We start from the raw sequence: 18,656 nt of genomic DNA, 5'->3' as shown, positions 1-18,656 counted from the left end.
CCGCTACTTTCTGTTTCATTGCATAGAGGTAAATTATGAACACTCCACTACTGCCTAACCGTTTTCGCCAGGGGTTACTTCAGGGGGAAACCCAGATTGGGTGCTGGTGCGCGCTGGCAAATCCCATTACCACGGAAGTGTTGGGCCTGGCGGGATTCGACTGGCTGGTACTGGACGGTGAGCACGCACCTAATGACGTCGGCACGTTTGTTCCGCAGTTGATGGCGCTTAAGGGCAGCCACAGCGCGCCGGTGGTGCGTCCGCCAACCAATGAGCCGGTGATTATCAAACGCCTGCTGGATATTGGTTTTTATAATTTCCTGATCCCGTTTGTCGAAACCGAAGAGCAGGCCCTGCGCGCGGTATCCTCCACCCGGTATCCACCCGCCGGCATCCGCGGCGTGTCGGTTTCCCATCGTTCCAATATGTTTGGCACCGTGCCGGACTATAACGCCACCATCAATGACAATATCACCGTGCTGGTGCAGATCGAAAGCCAGGAAGGCGTGGACAATATCGACGCCATCGCCGCTGTGGACGGCGTCGACGGTATCTTTGTCGGCCCGGGCGATTTGTCCGCGGCGCTGGGTTACCTGGGACAGCCGGGCCATGAAGCGGTGCAAAGCGTCATCCGCCATATTTTTGCCCGCGCCAAGGCCCATGGCAAGCCGAGCGGCATCCTGGCGCCGGTGGAAGCCGACGCCCGCCGTTATCTGGAGTGGGGCGCCACCTTCGTTGCGGTCGGCAGCGATCTCGGCGTATTCCGCGGCGGCACCCAGGCGCTGGCCGACAAATTTAAAAAATAACTGACATGGCGCGTCTGACGCGCCCTACACTTTTTATAGCAAGCGTTAAGAGGTAATAGTAATGAAAATTGGATTTATTGGCTTGGGCATCATGGGAAAACCAATGAGCAAAAACCTGCTGAAAGCGGGTTACTCATTAGTGGTACTGGATCGCAATACCGAAGCGGTAGCGGAAGTGGTTGCGGCCGGAGCCACCTCAGCCGACACGGCGAAGGCCGTGGCCGAACAAACCGATATCATTATCACCATGCTGCCGAACTCTCCGCATGTTAAAGAAGTGGTGCTGGGTGAAAACGGCGTGGTAGAAGGCGCCAAAGCCGGTACCCTGGTCATTGATATGAGCTCCATCGCGCCGTTGGCCAGCCGCGAAATCGCCGCCGCCCTGGCGGAAAAAGGCATCGACATGCTTGATGCCCCGGTCAGCGGCGGCGAGCCCAAAGCCATCGAAGGCACCCTGTCCGTGATGGTCGGCGGTGATAAGGCTTTATTCGACAAGAGCTTTGAACTGCTGAAGGCCATGGCGGCTTCCGTGGTGCATACCGGTGATATCGGCGCCGGTAACGTCACTAAACTGGCCAACCAGGTGATCGTGGCGCTGAATATCGCCGCCATGTCGGAAGCGCTGGTGCTGGCAACCAAGGCCGGCGTCGACCCGGAAAAAGTATTCCAGGCCATTCGCGGCGGACTGGCGGGCAGCACGGTGCTGGAAGCCAAGGCGCCGATGGTATTGGATCGCAACTTCAAGCCGGGTTTCCGCATTGACTTGCATATCAAGGATCTGGCCAATGCCCTGGATACGTCGCATGGCGTCGGCGCGCAACTGCCGTTAACCGCGGTGGTAATGGAAATGATGCAGGCCCTGAAGCAAGACGATTTGGGCAATGCGGATCACAGCGCCCTGGCTTGTTATTATGAAAAATTGGCCAAGATTGAAGTTAAGCGGCAATAAATTGGTCGGGCGCCGGACCGGCGCCCTGCGAGGCGGCAAAATAGCTATTTTGCCGGCTTCAGCTCAACAGGCGCAGGTAGTCTATGAAGATAGTAATCGCACCGGATTCTTACAAAGAAAGTTTGTCTGCCTTGGAGGTCGCAACGCAGATCGAACAGGGATTTCGTGACGTGTTTCCCGATGCCCATTACGTCAAATTGCCGGTGGCGGATGGCGGTGAGGGCACCGTGGAGGCCATGGTGGCGGCCACCGGGGGAGAAATCGTCAAGGTCAGGGTCACCGGCCCCCTTGGCGACCAGGTGGACGGCTTTTTCGGCCTGTCCGGCGATAAACAAACCGCGTTTATCGAAATGGCCGCCGCCAGCGGGCTGGAATTGGTGCGCGCCTGCGACCGCAATCCGCTGTTAACCACCTCTTTCGGCACCGGCGAGCTGATCCGCTGCGCACTGGATCACGGCGTTAAACATTGCATTATCGGCATCGGCGGCAGCGCCACCAACGACGGCGGCGCCGGCATGGTGCAGGCGCTGGGCGGCGGGCTGCTCGACGCGCAGGGTCAACAGATCGGTTACGGCGGCGGCGAGCTGGATAAGCTGGCGCGTATCGATATTACCCATCTGGATCCGCGCATCAGGGAATGCCGTTTCGAGGTGGCCTGCGACGTCACCAATCCCCTGACCGGCGATGAGGGCGCCACGGCGATATTCGGCCCGCAGAAAGGCGCGACGCCTGCCATGATCCGGCAACTTGACGCCTCGCTTGGGCATTATGCCGCCATTATCAAACGCGATTTGGATAAAGATGTCGAACATATCCCCGGCGCGGGCGCGGCCGGCGGCATGGGCGCCGGTTTACAGGCGTTTTGCGGCGCGGAGCTGCGCAAAGGTATCGAAATCGTTACCGAGGCGCTGGGACTGGATGCCCTGGTCAGGGACGCTACCCTGGTGATCACCGGGGAAGGGCGCATCGACAGCCAGACCATCCACGGTAAAGTGCCGATTGGGGTGGCGCTGGTCGCCAAACGCTATAACAAGCCGGTGATCGGCATCGCCGGCAGCCTGACCGCCGACGTGGGGGTGGTGCATCAGCACGGCCTGGACGCGGTGTTCAGCGTGTTATATGAAATCTGCACGCTGGAGGACGCGCTGGAAAACGCCGCCGCCAATGTGCGCATGACCGCGCGCAATATCGCGGCTACCATCAAGCTGGCCCGCGAGATGGCCTGATTTACAAGACGCCGGCTAAACGCCGGGGTAAAGGGTGGCGCAGCTTCACGGCGGCCACTCTTTTTTTTTGCGCGGCCTGGCCGGCGACGCCTAAGCCGTAAGAAAAGGCGCGGACGCCAGGGTGACATTTTCAATTTCATCCAGCATTTCCAGCCACTCCGGCTCTAGCGCCGCCAGCGGCGCGCCCGCGCGCAGTTGGCGTTCGATATCGGCGCAGAGCCGCCTGAGCCTGGGCACGCCGCTGTAGCTGCAACTGCCGTGCAGTTTGTGCACCAGCTCACCGATATGCGGGTCCTCGACGCCGTTTACCACGGCGGTCACCCGTTGTTTTACCTCGATTAAAAAGCTGACCAGCATCCCCAGCAGGTCTTGGGCCAAATCCGGTTTGTCGGCGGCCTGGCGCAGCGCCAACTGCCAATCCAGGGTGGCGTCCTGATTGTCCTGCTCCGCGGTCGCGTCCGCCGTCTGCGCGTGCGGCGAGCGGCGTACCTCTTCGGCGCCATAACGCGCCAGCAGCCGCTGCAATATGTTTTCGTCGATGGGTTTGGCCAGGTAATCATCCATGCCGGCCTCAAGCAGTTTTTCCCGCTCATTGCCCAGCGTATGGGCGGTAACCGCCACGATGGGCGTTTGCGCGTGGCGCGGCAACTGCCGCATCAGCTCGGCCGCGCGCAGGCCGTCAATTTCCGGCATCTGGATATCCATCAGGATCAGATCCAGCGGATGCCCGTCGGCGTAGGCCAGCGCTTCGCGGGCGTTTTGGCATAAAATGGTGTGTTCCACCTGCTCTTGCAGCAGCGCGCCGATAAGCTTCAGGTTGGCCGGATTGTCATCCACCGCCATGACGGTCAGCGGCAGGCGCGCGGCGCGGGGCGGCGTGACTTGGCTTACCACGGGCCGCGGCCGCGCGCGCAGCAAGGGTAAAAACCGGTTGGCGGAGACCGGCTTCGCCAGGCAGGCACAGGCGCCCATGCGTTTGATCTGCTCAGCCTCCACCATGGCGGGGCTGGGCAAGGCCAGGATCACGCAGCCGGCAATCCCGGCGGCTTCAGTCAGCTCGCGCTTGATATCGATTAACGAGAGGCGCTGCGTCACCGGTTTGCCGATAAGCAAAATATCATAGTGCCCCGCCGGCAGTTGCGTAAGCGTCGGACTGAAACTGACCGTCAGCGGCGTGGCGCGCAGCATATCCAGCGTCGCCTGGGCGGCGGCGGGGTTGGCTTCGACAAACGCCAGGCTTTTATCGCGCAGATGGGCATAATCCGGCGCGCCGTCGGCCCCGCTCAACTGCAGGGGGATATGAAACCAAAAGGACGAGCCGCGGTCGACCTGGCTGTGGAAATTGATATCGCCGCCCATTTCCTTGATCAGTTTCTGGGTAATCACCAGCCCCAGGCCGGTGCCGCCGTGGCGGCGGGTAATGCTGGCGTCCGCCTGGCGAAACGCCTGGAACAGCTGCGACTGCTGACGTTCGGCGATGCCGATCCCGGTATCGTGGATCTGCACCTCCAGCTCCATTTGATGGTTCCCGGTGCCGTGTTTTTCGATGCGGATATCGATATTGCCCTGTTCGGTAAACTTGATGGCGTTACCCAACAGGTTGGTAATGACCTGCTGCAGGCGCAGGGGATCGCCCACCACGCCGTCCGGCACATCCTGCTGCACGTTCAGGGTAATCTCCAGTCCCTTCTCGTGGGCGGTCTGCGCCAGCAGGACAATCACCTCATCAAGGGTGGCGCGCAGCGCGAACGGAATGGCCTCCAGCAGCAGCTTGCCGGCTTCCAGTTTGGAAAAATCCAGCACATCGTTAATAATGCTAAGCAGGTTATTGCCCGAACGTTCTATGGTCTGCAGGTAATCCCGCTGCGTCGGCGACAGCGGCGTTTTTAACGTCTGCCGGGTAAAACCGATGACGCCGTTAAGCGGGGTGCGCAGTTCGTGGGACATATTGGCCAGGAATTCCGATTTGATGCGCACCGCCTCCTGGGCGCGTTTTTTAGCCAGATCCAGCTCGACGTTCTGGATCTCCATCTGCTCCAGGGTTTCGCGCAGGTCCGAGGTGGCCTGATCGATATTCTGCTGCATTTCCTCATGATATGCCGTCAGCGACATGGCCATTGAGTTGATGCCGTTTTTCAGCATATCCAGCTCACCGAGCATATACCCCTCTACCCGGCTGTCGAGCTGGCCGCGCCGGATGCGATCGACCGTGCTGACCATATTGCGGATGGGGCCGGTAACATCGCGCATCAGGCGATAGGCGAACAGCATGGCGATACACAGACACAGCAGCAGCAGCAGCGTCGAGACAAAGGCTTCTTTATATTGCTGCAACCGTACCGAATCCAGGTCCAGCTCAATGGTAATATAGCCCAGCGGCGCGATGCGGGCGTCGGCCTGGTTTGCCGGGTCGGGCAAATCATCCTCCGACCAGATGGGCGCGCGCATGATAAGCGTACCGCCCAGGCGCGCCAGGGTCAGTTCGCCGGGCGGCGGACTGCCCGGCGGCAACTGCTGTTGGTTGATATTCTGGTGGTAGTTGGAGGTGGCGAAAAGTTTATTATTGGCATCGAACACGCTTATCGAGCGTACAATATCGGAGTGATGGCGATGCAGCAGGTTGACGAGATGGCGCACCGAGTCGCGGTCATGAAGGGTCATGCCGTAGACGGTTGATACCGCCAGCGGTTCGATAATGCTCGTGCCGGCAGCCACCAGCTGATTCTGCAATTCGTTATAACGATGAACGACAAAAAATGCGCTTAGCAGCAAACCGATCAATAACGTCGGCGCCAGAATCAGTATCATCATCCGCGCGCGCAAGCTGTATTTGGTCATAGCGTTCCAATATGGGAGAATGATAACCCGGCTATTCAGGAAACCTGTAACAAGCAATTATGGCGCAATTCTACTCTGCAAACCGTCGCGTGGCGACACAGCAAACCCTGACCGTGACCTGTCACGATCTGGATGGTTTCGGCCAGGGCGTGGCGCGCCACCAGGGGAAAACGATTTTTATCCCCGGTCTGTTGCCGGGTGAGCAGGCCGAGGTGCGCATCACCGAGGACAAACGCCAGTTTAGCCGGGGCCGGGTGACCAAAAGGTTAAACGACAGCCCGGAGCGGGTCGCGCCGCGCTGCCCGCATTTCGGCGTTTGCGGCGGATGCCAGCAGCAGCACATCAGCCAGGCGTTGCAACAGCAAAGCAAGGCCGCCACGCTGCGCACGCTGCTGACGCGGGAAATCGGCGCGATTCCGGGCGCTATCATTCGCGTGGGCGCGGACGCCTACGGCTACCGGCGGCGCGCGCGCCTGGGGCTGGAATACCGCCAAAAGTCCCGCTCCCTGGCCATGGGCTATCGCCAGGCGAAGTCCAGCGATGTGGTGGACATTACCCATTGCCCCATCCTGATCCCGGGCCTGGAGCAACTGCTGGCGCCGTTGAAAGCGGCGCTGGCGCAGCTAAAGGCGGCCAGGCGCCTGGGGCATGTGGAACTGGTGATGGCGGACAACGGGCCGCTGGTGGTGCTGCGCCATCTTGATGTGCTTGACGACGGCGACCGGCGGCGGCTGCTGGACTTCGCCGCGCGCCATCAGGTGATGATGTGGCTGGCCGCGGACAGCGAGTCGCTGGAATGCCTGCATGGCGAGCCGCCGGTATACCACATTGACGATTTGTGTCTACAGTTCAGCCCAAGGGATTTCATTCAGGTCAACGCCGAGGTTAACCGCCGCATGGTGGCGCTGGCGCTGGAATGGCTGGCGCCCGGGGCGGATGAGCGGGTGCTGGATTTGTTCTGCGGCATGGGCAACTTTACCCTGCCGCTGGCCAAACGCTGCGCCGAGGTTATCGGCGTGGAAGGGGTTGCGGCGCTAGTGGCGAATGGGCAATATAATGCACAACAGAATTTATTGAATAACGTCACCTTCTTTCATGACAATCTGGAAGAGGACGTGACCACACGGCCCTGGGCCAACCGGGGATTTGATAAAATATTGCTCGACCCGGCACGTGCCGGCGCCCTGGGCGTCATGTCCCATATTGCCGCCTGGGCGCCCCGGCGTATCGTCTATGTGTCTTGTAACCCCACAACACTTGCGCGGGATAGCACTGTGTTGATGGCGTCGGGGTATGTCCCGGCGCGCGTGGCTATGCTGGATATGTTTCCGCATAGCGGACATCTTGAATCGATGACGTTGTTTGTAAAAGATGCCGGCGTCTGTGCAAAGTAGGGAGTGGATATGGTTGCGGTAAGAAGTGCGCATTTGAATACAGCGGGCGAGTTTGTCCCCGAAGACTGGGTTGCCAGTCTGGGTCTTTCCAACCCGCAGTCAAGTGAGCGGCTGGCCGAAACCTGGCGTTATTGCGAGCAGCAATGTAAAGAGCACCCCGAGGCGGCGCTGATCCTCTGGCGCGGCATCGAGATGGTGGAGATCCTGTCCATGCTCAGCATGGACAGCGACAGCCTGTGCGCGGCGCTGCTGTTCCCCCTTGCCGACAGCGAGGTGGTCGAAGAAGCGGTGCTCGAGACGCAGTTCGGCAAGAAAATCGTCGATCTGGTGCACGGCGTGCGCGATATGGACGCCATCCGCCAGTTAAAAGCCACCACTAACGACTCCATGGCCCCGGAACAGGTGGATAACGTCCGGCGCATGCTGCTGGCCATCGTCGAAGATTTCCGCTGCGTGGTCATCAAGCTTGCCGAGCGTATCGCCCATTTGCGCGAACTGAAGGACGCCCCTGAGGATGAGCGGGTACTGGCGGCGAAAGAAAGTTCCAATATCTACGCGCCGCTGGCAAACCGGCTGGGGATCGGCCAGCTCAAGTGGGAACTGGAGGATTTCTGCTTCCGGTACCTGCATCCGGACGAGTACAAGCGCATTGCGCAACTGTTGCATGAGCGGCGTATCGATCGTGAGCAGTATATCGATGATTTTGTCGCCTCGCTGCGCGATGCGATGAAAGAGGAAGGGCTGAAAGCGGATATCTACGGGCGGCCCAAGCATATCTACAGCATCTGGCGCAAGATGCAGAAAAAATCGCTGGAGTTCGACGAGCTGTTTGACGTGCGCGCCGTGCGGGTGGTGGTGGAGCGGCTGCAGGATTGTTATGCCGCGCTCGGCATCGTCCATACGCATTTTCGCCATTTGCCCGATGAGTTCGACGATTACGTCGCCAACCCCAAACCCAACGGCTACCAGTCCATTCACACCGTGGTGCTGGGGCCGCGCGGCAAAACGCTGGAAATCCAGATCCGTACCCGGCAGATGCATGAGGACGCCGAACTGGGCGTGGCGGCGCACTGGAAGTACAAGGAAGGCGCCACCGCCACCGGCGGCGTGCGCTCCGGTTACGAAGAACGCATCGCCTGGCTGCGCAAGCTGCTGGCCTGGCAGGAAGAAATGGCGGATTCGGGGGAAATCCTCGACGAAGTGCGCAGCCAGGTGTTCGACGATCGGGTCTATGTCTTTACCCCGAAAGGCGACGTGATCGATTTGCCCGCCGGCTCCACGCCGCTGGATTTCGCCTACCATATCCACAGCGATGTGGGACACCGCTGCATCGGCGCCAAGATAAGCGGGCGCATCGTGCCCTTTACCTACCAGCTGCGCATGGGCGACCAGGTGGAGATCATCACCCAGAAGCAGCCGAACCCCAGCCGCGACTGGCTGAATCCCAACCTGGGATATGTCACCACCAGCCGCGGGCGCTCGAAGATCCATAACTGGTTCCGTAAACAGGACCGGGACAAGAATATCCTGGCCGGCCGCCAGCTGCTGGACGATGAACTGGAGCATTTGGGCCTGAGCATCAAGGAAGCCGAAAAGCTGCTGCTGCCGCGCTATAACGTCAATACCCTCGACGAGCTGCTGGCGTCCATCGGCGGCGGCGACGTGCGCATCAACCAGATGATTAACTTCCTGCAGGGCAAGCTGAACAAGCCCAGCCCGGAAGAGCAGGATCGCGCGGCGCTCAAGCAACTGACGCAAAAGCCGTCCGCGGTGCCGCGCTCGAAGGATAACGGCCGGGTGGTGGTGGAAGGGGTCGGCAACCTGATGCACCATATCGCCCGCTGCTGCCAGCCGATCCCCGGCGATGAGATTACCGGTTTCATTACCCGCGGCCGCGGCATCTCCATTCACCGCGCGGACTGCGAGCAATTGGCGGATTTACAGGCCAACGCCCCCGAACGCATTGTCGACGCCGTCTGGGGCGAGAGTTATTCCAGCGGCTACTCGCTGGTGGTGCGGGTGGTGGCCAACGATCGCAGCGGCCTGCTGCGCGATATCACCACTATCCTGGCCAATGAAAAGGTCAACGTGCTGGGCGTGGCCAGCCGCAGCGACATCAAACAGCAGCTGGCGACCATCGATATGGATATTGAAATCTATAACCTGCAGGTACTTGGCCGGGTATTGTCCAAACTTAATCAACTGCCGGACGTGATCGACGCGCGCCGGCTGCACGGAGAATAATATGACCGCGAACGCCATCGATGCCTCGGCCGCCGCCCAGGCCAGGCTGCTGGCCATCATGACCCGCCTGCGCGACCCGCGCACGGGCTGTCCGTGGGACAAGCGCCAGACGTTCGACACTATCGTCCCCTACACCCTGGAGGAGACCTACGAGGTGCTGGACGCCATTGCCCGGCGCGATTATGACGATTTGCGCGACGAATTGGGCGATTTGCTGTTCCAGGTGGTGTTTTACGCTGAAATGGCGCGCGAGCAGGGGCTGTTCGATTTTGCCGGCGTGTGCGACGCCATCAGCGATAAACTCGAGCGCCGCCATCCGCATATTTTTGCCCGGCAGCCCGGCGAGGACGGCGCGGCGCCTCCCGGCCAGTGGGAACAGCTCAAGGCGCGGGAACGGGCGGAAAAAGAACGCCTGTCGCCGCTCGACGATATTCCCGACGCCCTGCCGGCGTTGATGAAGGCGCAGAAAATCCAGCAGCGCTGCGCCACGGTGGGTTTTGACTGGACCACGCTCGGCCCGGTGGTGGACAAGGTCTACGAAGAAATCAACGAGGTGATGCACGAAGCCCGCCAGGCGGTGGTGGATGAAGATAAGCTTGAGGAAGAACTGGGCGATCTGCTGTTCGCCACCGTCAACCTGACCCGCCATTTGGGCAAGAAAGCGGAAACCGCTTTGCAAAAAGCCAACCGTAAATTCGAGCGCCGGTTTCGCCAGGTGGAAGAGATTATCCAGGCCCAGGGGCAAACCCTGCCCCAGGCCAGTCTCGAGCAGATGGAAGCCGCCTGGCGGCAAATAAAAAAACGGGAAATCGCCGGGTAAACTCATCATTGCCGCTATGTTAACGATAACGCCGTTTTCGTAGCTAATATACTATAAAATAAGGTATTTATGGCAAGCGGTCATCGACTGGGCCCGCTGATGCGGCCGTTATGCCGCCTGCGCGATTTGCAAAACGAACGTTTGTGGCCGATTCGCGCTTCAGGTATACTGTTTTCCCGTCTTGGTTATTCCGTCTTTACACCTAAATTCTCAGGTTCAGCATGACAACAAATTATATTTTTGTAACCGGCGGGGTCGTTTCCTCATTGGGTAAAGGCATTGCCGCGGCCTCCCTGGCGGCTATTCTCGAAGCCCGGGGACTCAACGTTACCATCATGAAGCTGGACCCCTACATCAATGTGGATCCGGGTACCATGAGCCCTATCCAGCACGGCGAAGTGTTTGTCACCGAGGACGGAGCGGAAACCGATCTGGATCTGGGTCACTACGAGCGCTTTATCCGCACCAAAATGTCGCGTCGTAATAATTTCACCACCGGCCGCATTTACTCCGACGTGCTGCGCAAAGAGCGCCGTGGCGATTATCTCGGCGCCACCATCCAGGTCATTCCGCATATCACCAACAATATCAAGGAACGCATCCTTGAAGGCGGCGAAGGCCACGACGTGGTGCTGGTGGAAATCGGCGGCACCGTGGGCGATATCGAATCCCTGCCGTTCCTCGAGGCCATCCGCCAGATGGCGGTGGACGTGGGCCGCGAACACACCATCTACATGCACCTCACCCTGGTGCCCTATATGGCCGCGTCGGGCGAGGTGAAAACCAAGCCGACCCAGCATTCGGTCAAGGAACTGCTTTCCATCGGCATCCAGCCGGACGTGCTGATTTGCCGTTCCGATCGCTCGGTACCCAATAACGAGCGGGCTAAAATCGCTTTATTCTGCAATGTGCCGGAAAAAGCGGTAATTTCCCTGAAAGATGTTGATTCCATTTATAAAATCCCGGCCCTCTTGAAATCCCAAGGCCTGGACGATTATATTTGTAAACGATTCAGCCTGAACTGTCCCGAGGCTAACCTGTCTGAATGGGAACAGGTGGTGTACGAGGAAGCCAACCCGGGCGGCGAAGTCACCATCGGCATGGTCGGTAAATATGTCGAACTGCCGGACGCGTATAAATCGGTTATCGAGGCGCTGAAGCACGCCGGGCTGAAAAACCGCCTGACGGTGAATATCAAGCTTATCGATTCGCAGGATGTGGAAACCCGCGGCGTGGAGATCCTGAAAAACCTCGATGCCATCCTGATTCCCGGCGGTTTCGGTTATCGCGGCGTCGAAGGCAAGATCCTGACCGCGCAGTACGCGCGTGAAAAGAAAATTCCCTACCTGGGCATCTGCCTGGGGTTGCAGGTGGCGTTAATCGAATTTGCCCGGCACGTGGCGGGCATGGAAAACGCAAACTCCACCGAATTTGTGCCAGACTGTAAGTACCCGGTGGTCGCGTTGATTACCGAGTGGCGCGACGAAAACGGCGTCGTGGAAACGCGCACCGAGCAAAGCGATCTGGGCGGCACCATGCGCCTGGGCAGCCAGGCTTGCCAGTTAACCGACGGCAGCCTGGTGCGCAGCATGTACGGCGAGCAGACCATCGTCGAGCGTCACCGCCACCGCTATGAAGTCAATAATATGCTGTTAAAGCCGATCGAAGCCGCCGGCCTGCGCGTTGCGGGGCTGTCGGGGGATAACCGCCTGGTGGAGATTATCGAATACCCGGATCATCCGTGGTTCGTGGCGTGCCAGTTCCATCCCGAGTTTACCTCGACGCCCCGTGACGGCCATCCGTTGTTCACCGGCTTCGTCAAGGCGGCCGGCGAGTACCAGAAGCGTCAGCTGAAATAAATTTGAACAGGCGGGCGGCGCGCGGTCAGGGTATCGCGGGCGGGTCGTCAGGAATTTTGTTTTAACTTGTACTGAGGAAATACTAAATGTCCAAAATTGTTAAAGTCATCGGCCGTGAAATCATCGATTCACGCGGCAATCCGACTGTAGAAGCAGAAGTGCATCTGGAAGGTGGTTTTGTAGGTTTGGCCGCTGCGCCGTCAGGTGCTTCCACCGGTTCGCGCGAAGCGCTTGAACTGCGTGACGGCGACAAATCGCGTTTTCTGGGTAAAGGCGTGACCAAGGCGGTTGCCGCGGTTAACGGTCCCATCGCTGAAGCGGTGCTGGGCAAGGACGCGAAAGACCAGGCCAATATCGACAAGATCATGATCGATCTGGACGGCACGGAAAACAAATCCAAATTTGGCGCCAACGCCATCCTGGCCGTTTCCCTGGCCGCGGCCAAGGCCGCCGCCGCGTCCAAAGGCATGCCTTTGTACGAACACATCGCTGAACTGAACGGCACCGCCGGCAAGTTCTCCATGCCGTTGCCGATGATGAACATCATCAACGGCGGCGAACATGCCGACAACAACGTCGACATCCAGGAATTCATGATCCAGCCGGTTGGCGCTAAAACCGTCAAGGAAGCGATTCGCATGGGTTCTGAAGTGTTCCATAACCTGGCGAAAGTGCTGAAGGCCAAGGGCCTGAATACCGCCGTTGGCGACGAAGGCGGCTATGCGCCGAACCTGGAATCCAACTCCGCCGCCCTGGCCGCCATCAAGGAAGCCGTGGAAAAAGCCGGTTATGTGCTGGGTAAAGATATCACCCTGGCCATGGACTGCGCCGCGTCTGAATTCTACAGCAAGGAAACCGGTAAATACGAACTGAAAGGCGAAGGCAAATCCTTCACCTCCGAAGAGTTCACCCACTACCTGGAAGGCCTGACCAAGACCTACCCGATCGTCTCCATCGAAGATGGCCTGGACGAATCGGATTGGGACGGCTTTGCCTACCAGACCAAAGTGCTGGGCGACAAAATCCAGCTGGTCGGTGATGACCTGTTCGTGACCAATACCAAGATCCTGAAAGAAGGTATCGATAAAGGCATCGCCAACTCCATCCTGATCAAATTCAACCAGATCGGTTCGTTGACCGAAACCCTGGCGGCGATCAAAATGGCGAAAGATGCCGGTTACACCACCATCATCTCTCACCGTTCCGGCGAAACCGAAGACGCCACCATTGCCGATCTGGCCGTGGGCACCGCCGCAGGTCAAATCAAGACCGGTTCCATGAGCCGTTCCGACCGCGTTGCCAAGTACAACCAGCTGATTCGCATCGAAGAAGCCCTGGGCGCACGCGCACCGTTCAACGGTCTGAAAGAAGTGAAAGGCCAGGCATAATTGCCCATTCCCGACTCAGTGCGTCGTTTGCCGGCATGCTGACAGGAAATGCGGATGATGTTTTTATCACTTTTCGCATCTTCAAAAGCCCCATCGTAAAGATGGGGCTTTTTCTTGTCGTTTAATAGGGATTCAGCCGAAATCCACATCTAGCGCCTGATAGACGGCATAGTATGTGTCAGTAGTTAGCCATAATAAAAGAATGACATGGTAACCGCTTTTATTCCATGGTAGTGGAATAAGCATGTTATCTTTTGGTTTTAATGCCGCCGCGTGCTGCCAGTAGGGGGTTTGCGGGTTCAGCATTTCCCAGAACGGCACCGGTTCAAACTGGTCGCGAGAATAAGGCCATCGTTGCGACCAATCATCCTTGGTGATAAACGCCCGATAGCCCCTGGTGGCGCGCAGGACGTAATATAACCATTCTACATATAATTCCTGACCGCGGTTTACCCTGATCCTGGGCCAGGTAAAGGGAATGCCTAAATAGAAAGTCATATCCTGGTCGTCCAAAGACACCAGGCCCCGCCTATCCTGGTGACCACCGCTAAGGATGTAAAAGTCAGAGGGTGGCGTTGAGCTTTCTACATCATCCTGAAATGGTTGGCGAACAGGCCCCGGGAACCGGTCGGGAAAATTTTTGCCCCCGGTTATGGCTTCGGCAAACCAGACTTCAAGATATCCCTGATTGGCAAGAAACTGGGCACGTGAGGGTGGGACCGTCAAGCGGCCAAGGCGGGCCCCATAATCAACGTTTGATTCGCCGGAACATAGCGGGCACTCGGCGCGCTGGATTTTATCTCGCTGACAATGGGCATAGGGTGGGTTAAAGAGACGATGGCCATTACCGATATGATTCACCCTATAAAAACATTTAATATTTGAATTTTTTTTAGGTGGGTCAACTGTTTTTGCTTTATGGTACATAAGCGTCTCCAGATTTACTCGCAACGGAAAATCTTATTATTAGTGTAAGCGTCAGCGAAATGAATGATCTTTACATTAAGTTGAAAAACCTGATAGCAAAAATTTCTATAGTTATCTGTATAATTAATTTACTTTTATATGTATGATTAAACCCGGTAATTGTTTTTAAATTGCAGGGCTTATTTCCATGTTAATATACAGTGTTTGAATCAATATCAATATCGAAAGCCTGATAAACGGCATCTTCAAAATCAGCTATAAGCCATAATAAGACGATGACATGATGCCCTGTTTTATTGAAGGGAATGGGAATTGAATGATGCGTTCTTGGTTGTAACTGCGCCGGGAACTGCCAAAAGGGGAACTCTTGGTTAATATTCTCCCAAAACGGACGCAGCTCCAACTGAGCTCGCGTAATACGGGCATTGGGATTCCAGTCGTCGCGGGTAATAAACGCCCGATAGCCTCTGGTGAGCCGTCGCCTATCGTAAAGCCATTCTATGTTTAATATCTGACCGGCGCTCAACCGTATCCTGGGCCATTGACGAATAGCGAACAAGGTGAAGATGGCGATTTGATTATCGGTAAAATTAACTGCACTAATCTCCCCACTTTGGCCGCCACTGAGAATAAAGCCATCCTCGGGCGGAGTTGCACTCCAGACATCATCCTGGAAAGGCCAAAAAACAGCTCCGCCATTGAGATCTGGGAAATTTTTTCCGCCGGTTGCTGTATTGACTTGCAGGGGGCTAAGCCTGCCTAAATCGACCAGGGTTTGCGCACGCGAAGCCGGAGTAACGATAGGCAAGGGTGGCACTGGCGTATCGTCGACGGTCGAGTTTATACAACAGCCTCTGTTGTTATGGCGAATATTATTGGACTGATCCCAATAAGGTGATAAAGAATAACCATCGCGCCAGTTACAACTGTTGCGATAGTCCCTTGAGTAATTGTCGTTAGGATTAACTTTCGATAAATGATCTTTAAGGGTATAATTTTTATTCATGATTTACTCCTGATAAAGCGGAACCGGTATAAATATATGTTGTTTTGATATTTAAGAATTTTGCTGCCAGTTTAAATATCATCGAATAGACAGTGAACAAAATCTTTTAAAAATATGGGATATAACAGGGTCAATGAGCAAAAGTTCCGGCCCAGCTATAGGCAGATATGTCCGCAGCTGGACCTTTGTTCCAGTAATGGATAACCTAACCGAAATCGACGTCAAACGCCTGATAGATAGCAATAGGCTGATTGGCTACCAGCCAGAGTAAAATAATGACATGATGACCCCTTTTGTTAAAGGGGAGCACTAAAGGCAACGTTATTCGAGGTTGTAAATCGCCTAGGTGCTCCTGCCAGGGAACTCCCTGATTGAGCGTATTGAAGAACGGAACGGGCTCCAGCTGATTACGCGCAATGCGAACTCTGGAATCCCAATTATCACGTGTGATAAACGCGCGATACCCCCTGGTGACTCTGGGTATGGTGTTCACCCACTGAATGGTCAAGGATTGCGCTGGGTTAACCCGTAATCTGGGCCATTGGTTGAAATTGCCGCCAGTCAGGCCACGTAATTCCTCATCTGTGGCATTGACGATATCGCGTGCGTCCCCATTACCGCCGCTGACGATCCGTCCATCAGGCGGGGGATTTGAACTTTCTATATCTGTGTGGAAAGGGAAAAGTACCGGGCCGGCAAATAAGTCAGGGAAATTTTTGCCCCCGGTCATTTCATCAACCAGGAACGGTGGTAAATACCCATTATTGAGCATAATCACCGCGCGCGAAGCCGGTGATACCACGCGACCGCTTTGCGGATCGATTGGCTCGTAAAAAGGGTAGGGAGGAGGATAGCCATAATTCTGCCGGTAATCTCCACCCTGACAGTGATCAGGCCGGTAGGGAAGTTGATTATTGTCTATATAACTCATGATGGGTTCCTTGTTATCAGGTAATTGGGGGAAAATGTAATAAGCCGGTTACATTAGCCAAAATCAACATCAAATGCCTGATAAAAGGCAAAGGGTTGATCGGCAACGAGCCAAAGCAATAGGATGACGTGATGGCCTCGTTTGTTAAAAGGTAACGACATATCAAATGTTAAACGTGGCGGTAGACTACCCTGATGAGCAAACCAGGGGCTCGCCTGATTTATTTCATCAAAGAATGGGGCGGGTTCAATCTGCGCTCGCGTTAAGCGAACATTTTGCACCCAGTTATCTCTGGTAATAAAAGCACGGTAACCACGAGTAATTCGAGGGGCATCTATCAGCCATTGGATGCGCAATACCTCAGCGGGATTTACACGCAGTCTTGGCCATTCCGTAAACTGAGGGCGAAAATTAGAAAATTCCGCATCGGTGAAATTAATTCTACCGCGCTGATCAAGATGACCGCCACTAAGTATAAAATTATCCGGGGGAGGCGTTGCGCTTTCAACATCCTCCTGAAACGGAAAGGGTACTTGCCCACCAAATAAGTTGGGAAAATTTTTGCCACCGGTGGTTTGATTTACCGTAAAGAATTCCAAGCCGTTCACATTCAGAAGAATTTGGGCGCGTGAAGCCGGCGACACTACGCGACCGGTTAGCGGGTCGAGCGGCTGGTAAAAAGGGTAGGGCTCCGGATAAATACCGCCACAGGGCGGTTTGACGGGATAAGGATGAGGCGGCTGTTGCGGACAGTCAGGGCGGTAATTTTCAACCGAATTGTGATCGGCGTTGCGATAGGCATCAGGGCGATTGGGATCTTGATTATAATCTATATGGCTCATAGTTAACTCCTGAAATGAAAAGTAATATATTTAGAAATAGTAGGGCCGTACCATTTTCAAAATTATTACACGGTCATTGTGATTGACGGTTCATGATTAATATGTGATTGCAATCATGAATGTTTTTTGTTGCCAAATGCCTTTTATGCTTGATAACCCTCTCGGCTCAACATTGGAATGAGCGTAAATAACGTTAATCCCGCGCCCGGTTGATATAGACGGCGGCAGGACATAATTTCGTTGCGCATTTAATTTGATTAATATCCACATCAAAGGCCTGATAAAAGCCATTATCAATATCCATACGCGGTCGGTTTGGGATTATAGCCTGTATAATTAATTGCAGAGTTGCTGCGATCCTGGTGCTGATCTGATTGGTAATATTAATATGCCGCCGCAGCGCCATCGGCCAGCGGCGGAGTGTTTATTTGGCTTAACCTATATCCACATCAAAACCCTGATAGAATCCGTTCGGCGAATCGGCAGTTACCCACACCATGACAATAATGTGATGACCTCTTTTGTTAAACGGTATCGGGGCGCTATGAAAAACCCGCGGGATCAACTGGTCACGAAAATTATTGAAGGGAACCAGCGGACTGATATCCTCATAGAAGGGTCTTGATTCGAGCTGCTCGCGGGTAATACGCTGATTGGGGTTCCAGCCGTCACGGGTGATAAACCAGCGATAGCCCCGGGTGACATGCGCCTGTTGATAAAACCATTCCACATTAAATCGCTGGCCCGGCGCTACCCGTAGCCTGGGCCAGCCGGCAAACCGGGGCGCCAGTTGGTTTAGCTCGGCATCGGTAAAATTGACCCTATTACGGTTACCGGTCCTGCCGCCGCTGATGATAAAGCCATCAGGCGGCGGCGCGGCGCCCCAGGCATCGGTTTGAAACGGTGGGGGAGGTGTTCCGCCTGTGGTGGCGGGAAAGTTTTTGCCCCCTTCCATTTCATTGGCTTCCCAGGCCGCCAACAAACCCTCATTGACCAGAAACTGGGCGCGTGATGGCGGGTTTATCACGCGTCCGTGGCGCGCCTCGACTTCCCGGTAATAGTTTTTATCAATGTAGCTGTAACAGTTATCGCGCGGGAAATCCTGCTGGCAAAGCGGAGGCGGATAGTCATGACAGCCGCTTCCTCCCCGGTGAGGGACGTGGCCGCCGTGCCCATAATGATGGGGATCCCGGTAACCGTCCTCATTCCGAGGGTAATTGGCGTAGTCATTCTCATGCTCGCGTTGATCAGGATAATTATCTGGTCTTTCGTTATCATAAGTGCCCATATCTGGCTCCTGTTAGGTCTCAAAAAGAAAAGCGGAATGGCATCCGCGGACTTACCTCTGATACAGGGCAGTATCGTTGAACGCGCGCGAGCGGGGTGTGATGACGCCGGGGAATGGTTTTTATTGCCAGTTGCCTTT

The 18,656-nt window shown here is 56.0% G+C and carries 14 protein-coding genes; 8 read left to right on the top strand and 6 right to left on the bottom strand.

What is annotated here, in order from left to right:
- Positions 1-35 precede the first annotated feature (35 nt).
- The 3 genes from garL to ACL2XN_RS12610 all read left to right on the top strand — a co-directional run bounded on the left by garL (position 36) and on the right by ACL2XN_RS12610 (position 2,981).
- Complete coding sequence (garL, locus tag ACL2XN_RS12620; RefSeq protein ID WP_410016362.1) at positions 36-806, top strand: 2-dehydro-3-deoxyglucarate aldolase; 771 nt, start codon at positions 36-38, stop codon at positions 804-806.
- 55 nt (positions 807-861) lie between these two features.
- The gene (garR, locus tag ACL2XN_RS12615; RefSeq protein WP_410016615.1) at positions 862-1,755 is read left to right on the top strand and encodes a 2-hydroxy-3-oxopropionate reductase; all 894 of its coding nucleotides are present in this window, start codon (positions 862-864) and stop codon (positions 1,753-1,755) included.
- 83 nt (positions 1,756-1,838) lie between these two features.
- Positions 1,839-2,981 carry a glycerate kinase gene (locus ACL2XN_RS12610; RefSeq protein WP_410016361.1) on the top strand — a complete coding sequence of 381 codons (1,143 nt, stop codon included), beginning with the start codon at positions 1,839-1,841 and terminating at the stop codon, positions 2,979-2,981.
- A 90-nt stretch (positions 2,982-3,071) separates the two neighbouring features.
- Here the strand turns inward: ACL2XN_RS12610 and barA are convergent, their stop codons facing one another.
- The gene (barA, locus tag ACL2XN_RS12605; RefSeq protein WP_413722164.1) at positions 3,072-5,819 is read right to left on the bottom strand and encodes a two-component sensor histidine kinase BarA; all 2,748 of its coding nucleotides are present in this window, start codon (positions 5,817-5,819) and stop codon (positions 3,072-3,074) included.
- Positions 5,820-5,878: 59 nt separating this feature from the next.
- On the opposite strand from barA, the gene rlmD reads away from it, so the two are divergent.
- From rlmD to eno, 5 genes are all read left to right on the top strand, one after another.
- Positions 5,879-7,213 carry a 23S rRNA (uracil(1939)-C(5))-methyltransferase RlmD gene (gene rlmD / locus ACL2XN_RS12600; RefSeq protein WP_413730916.1) on the top strand — a complete coding sequence of 445 codons (1,335 nt, stop codon included), beginning with the start codon at positions 5,879-5,881 and terminating at the stop codon, positions 7,211-7,213.
- A gap of 9 nt (positions 7,214-7,222) precedes the next feature.
- Complete coding sequence (gene relA, locus ACL2XN_RS12595) at positions 7,223-9,457, top strand: GTP diphosphokinase (protein ID WP_413730915.1); 2,235 nt, start codon at positions 7,223-7,225, stop codon at positions 9,455-9,457.
- A 1-nt stretch (position 9,458) separates the two neighbouring features.
- Positions 9,459-10,277, top strand: coding sequence for a nucleoside triphosphate pyrophosphohydrolase (mazG, locus tag ACL2XN_RS12590; protein WP_413727126.1), 819 nt, complete (start codon positions 9,459-9,461; stop codon positions 10,275-10,277).
- Positions 10,278-10,498: 221 nt separating this feature from the next.
- Entirely contained in the window at positions 10,499-12,136 is a 1,638-nt protein-coding gene (gene pyrG, locus ACL2XN_RS12585; protein ID WP_410016356.1) for a glutamine hydrolyzing CTP synthase, read from the top strand.
- Between the two features lie 86 nt (positions 12,137-12,222).
- Positions 12,223-13,524, top strand: coding sequence for a phosphopyruvate hydratase (gene eno, locus ACL2XN_RS12580; RefSeq protein ID WP_410016355.1), 1,302 nt, complete (start codon positions 12,223-12,225; stop codon positions 13,522-13,524).
- A 132-nt stretch (positions 13,525-13,656) separates the two neighbouring features.
- On the opposite strand, the gene ACL2XN_RS12575 is transcribed toward eno, so the two are convergent.
- The 5 genes from ACL2XN_RS12575 to ACL2XN_RS12555 form a co-directional block, all read right to left on the bottom strand.
- Entirely contained in the window at positions 13,657-14,451 is a 795-nt protein-coding gene (locus tag ACL2XN_RS12575) for a lytic polysaccharide monooxygenase (RefSeq protein WP_413730914.1), read from the bottom strand.
- Positions 14,452-14,641: 190 nt separating this feature from the next.
- Positions 14,642-15,457: a lytic polysaccharide monooxygenase gene (locus ACL2XN_RS12570; protein WP_413730913.1), complete on the bottom strand. Its 816-nt coding sequence runs from the start codon at positions 15,455-15,457 to the stop codon at positions 14,642-14,644.
- 205 nt (positions 15,458-15,662) lie between these two features.
- Positions 15,663-16,388: a lytic polysaccharide monooxygenase auxiliary activity family 9 protein gene (locus tag ACL2XN_RS12565; protein ID WP_413730912.1), complete on the bottom strand. Its 726-nt coding sequence runs from the start codon at positions 16,386-16,388 to the stop codon at positions 15,663-15,665.
- A 53-nt stretch (positions 16,389-16,441) separates the two neighbouring features.
- The gene (locus ACL2XN_RS12560; protein WP_413727122.1) at positions 16,442-17,230 is read right to left on the bottom strand and encodes a lytic polysaccharide monooxygenase auxiliary activity family 9 protein; all 789 of its coding nucleotides are present in this window, start codon (positions 17,228-17,230) and stop codon (positions 16,442-16,444) included.
- 433 nt (positions 17,231-17,663) lie between these two features.
- Positions 17,664-18,518 carry a lytic polysaccharide monooxygenase auxiliary activity family 9 protein gene (locus ACL2XN_RS12555; RefSeq protein WP_410016350.1) on the bottom strand — a complete coding sequence of 285 codons (855 nt, stop codon included), beginning with the start codon at positions 18,516-18,518 and terminating at the stop codon, positions 17,664-17,666.
- Between the last annotated feature and the right edge of the window lie 138 nt (positions 18,519-18,656).

The sequence above is a fragment of the Sodalis sp. RH22 genome, from assembly GCF_047324165.1.
GTDB lineage: Bacteria > Pseudomonadota > Gammaproteobacteria > Enterobacterales > Enterobacteriaceae > Acerihabitans.
Note: the sequence above shows the minus strand (reverse complement) of the source record. Positions and strands in the feature narration are given on the sequence as shown.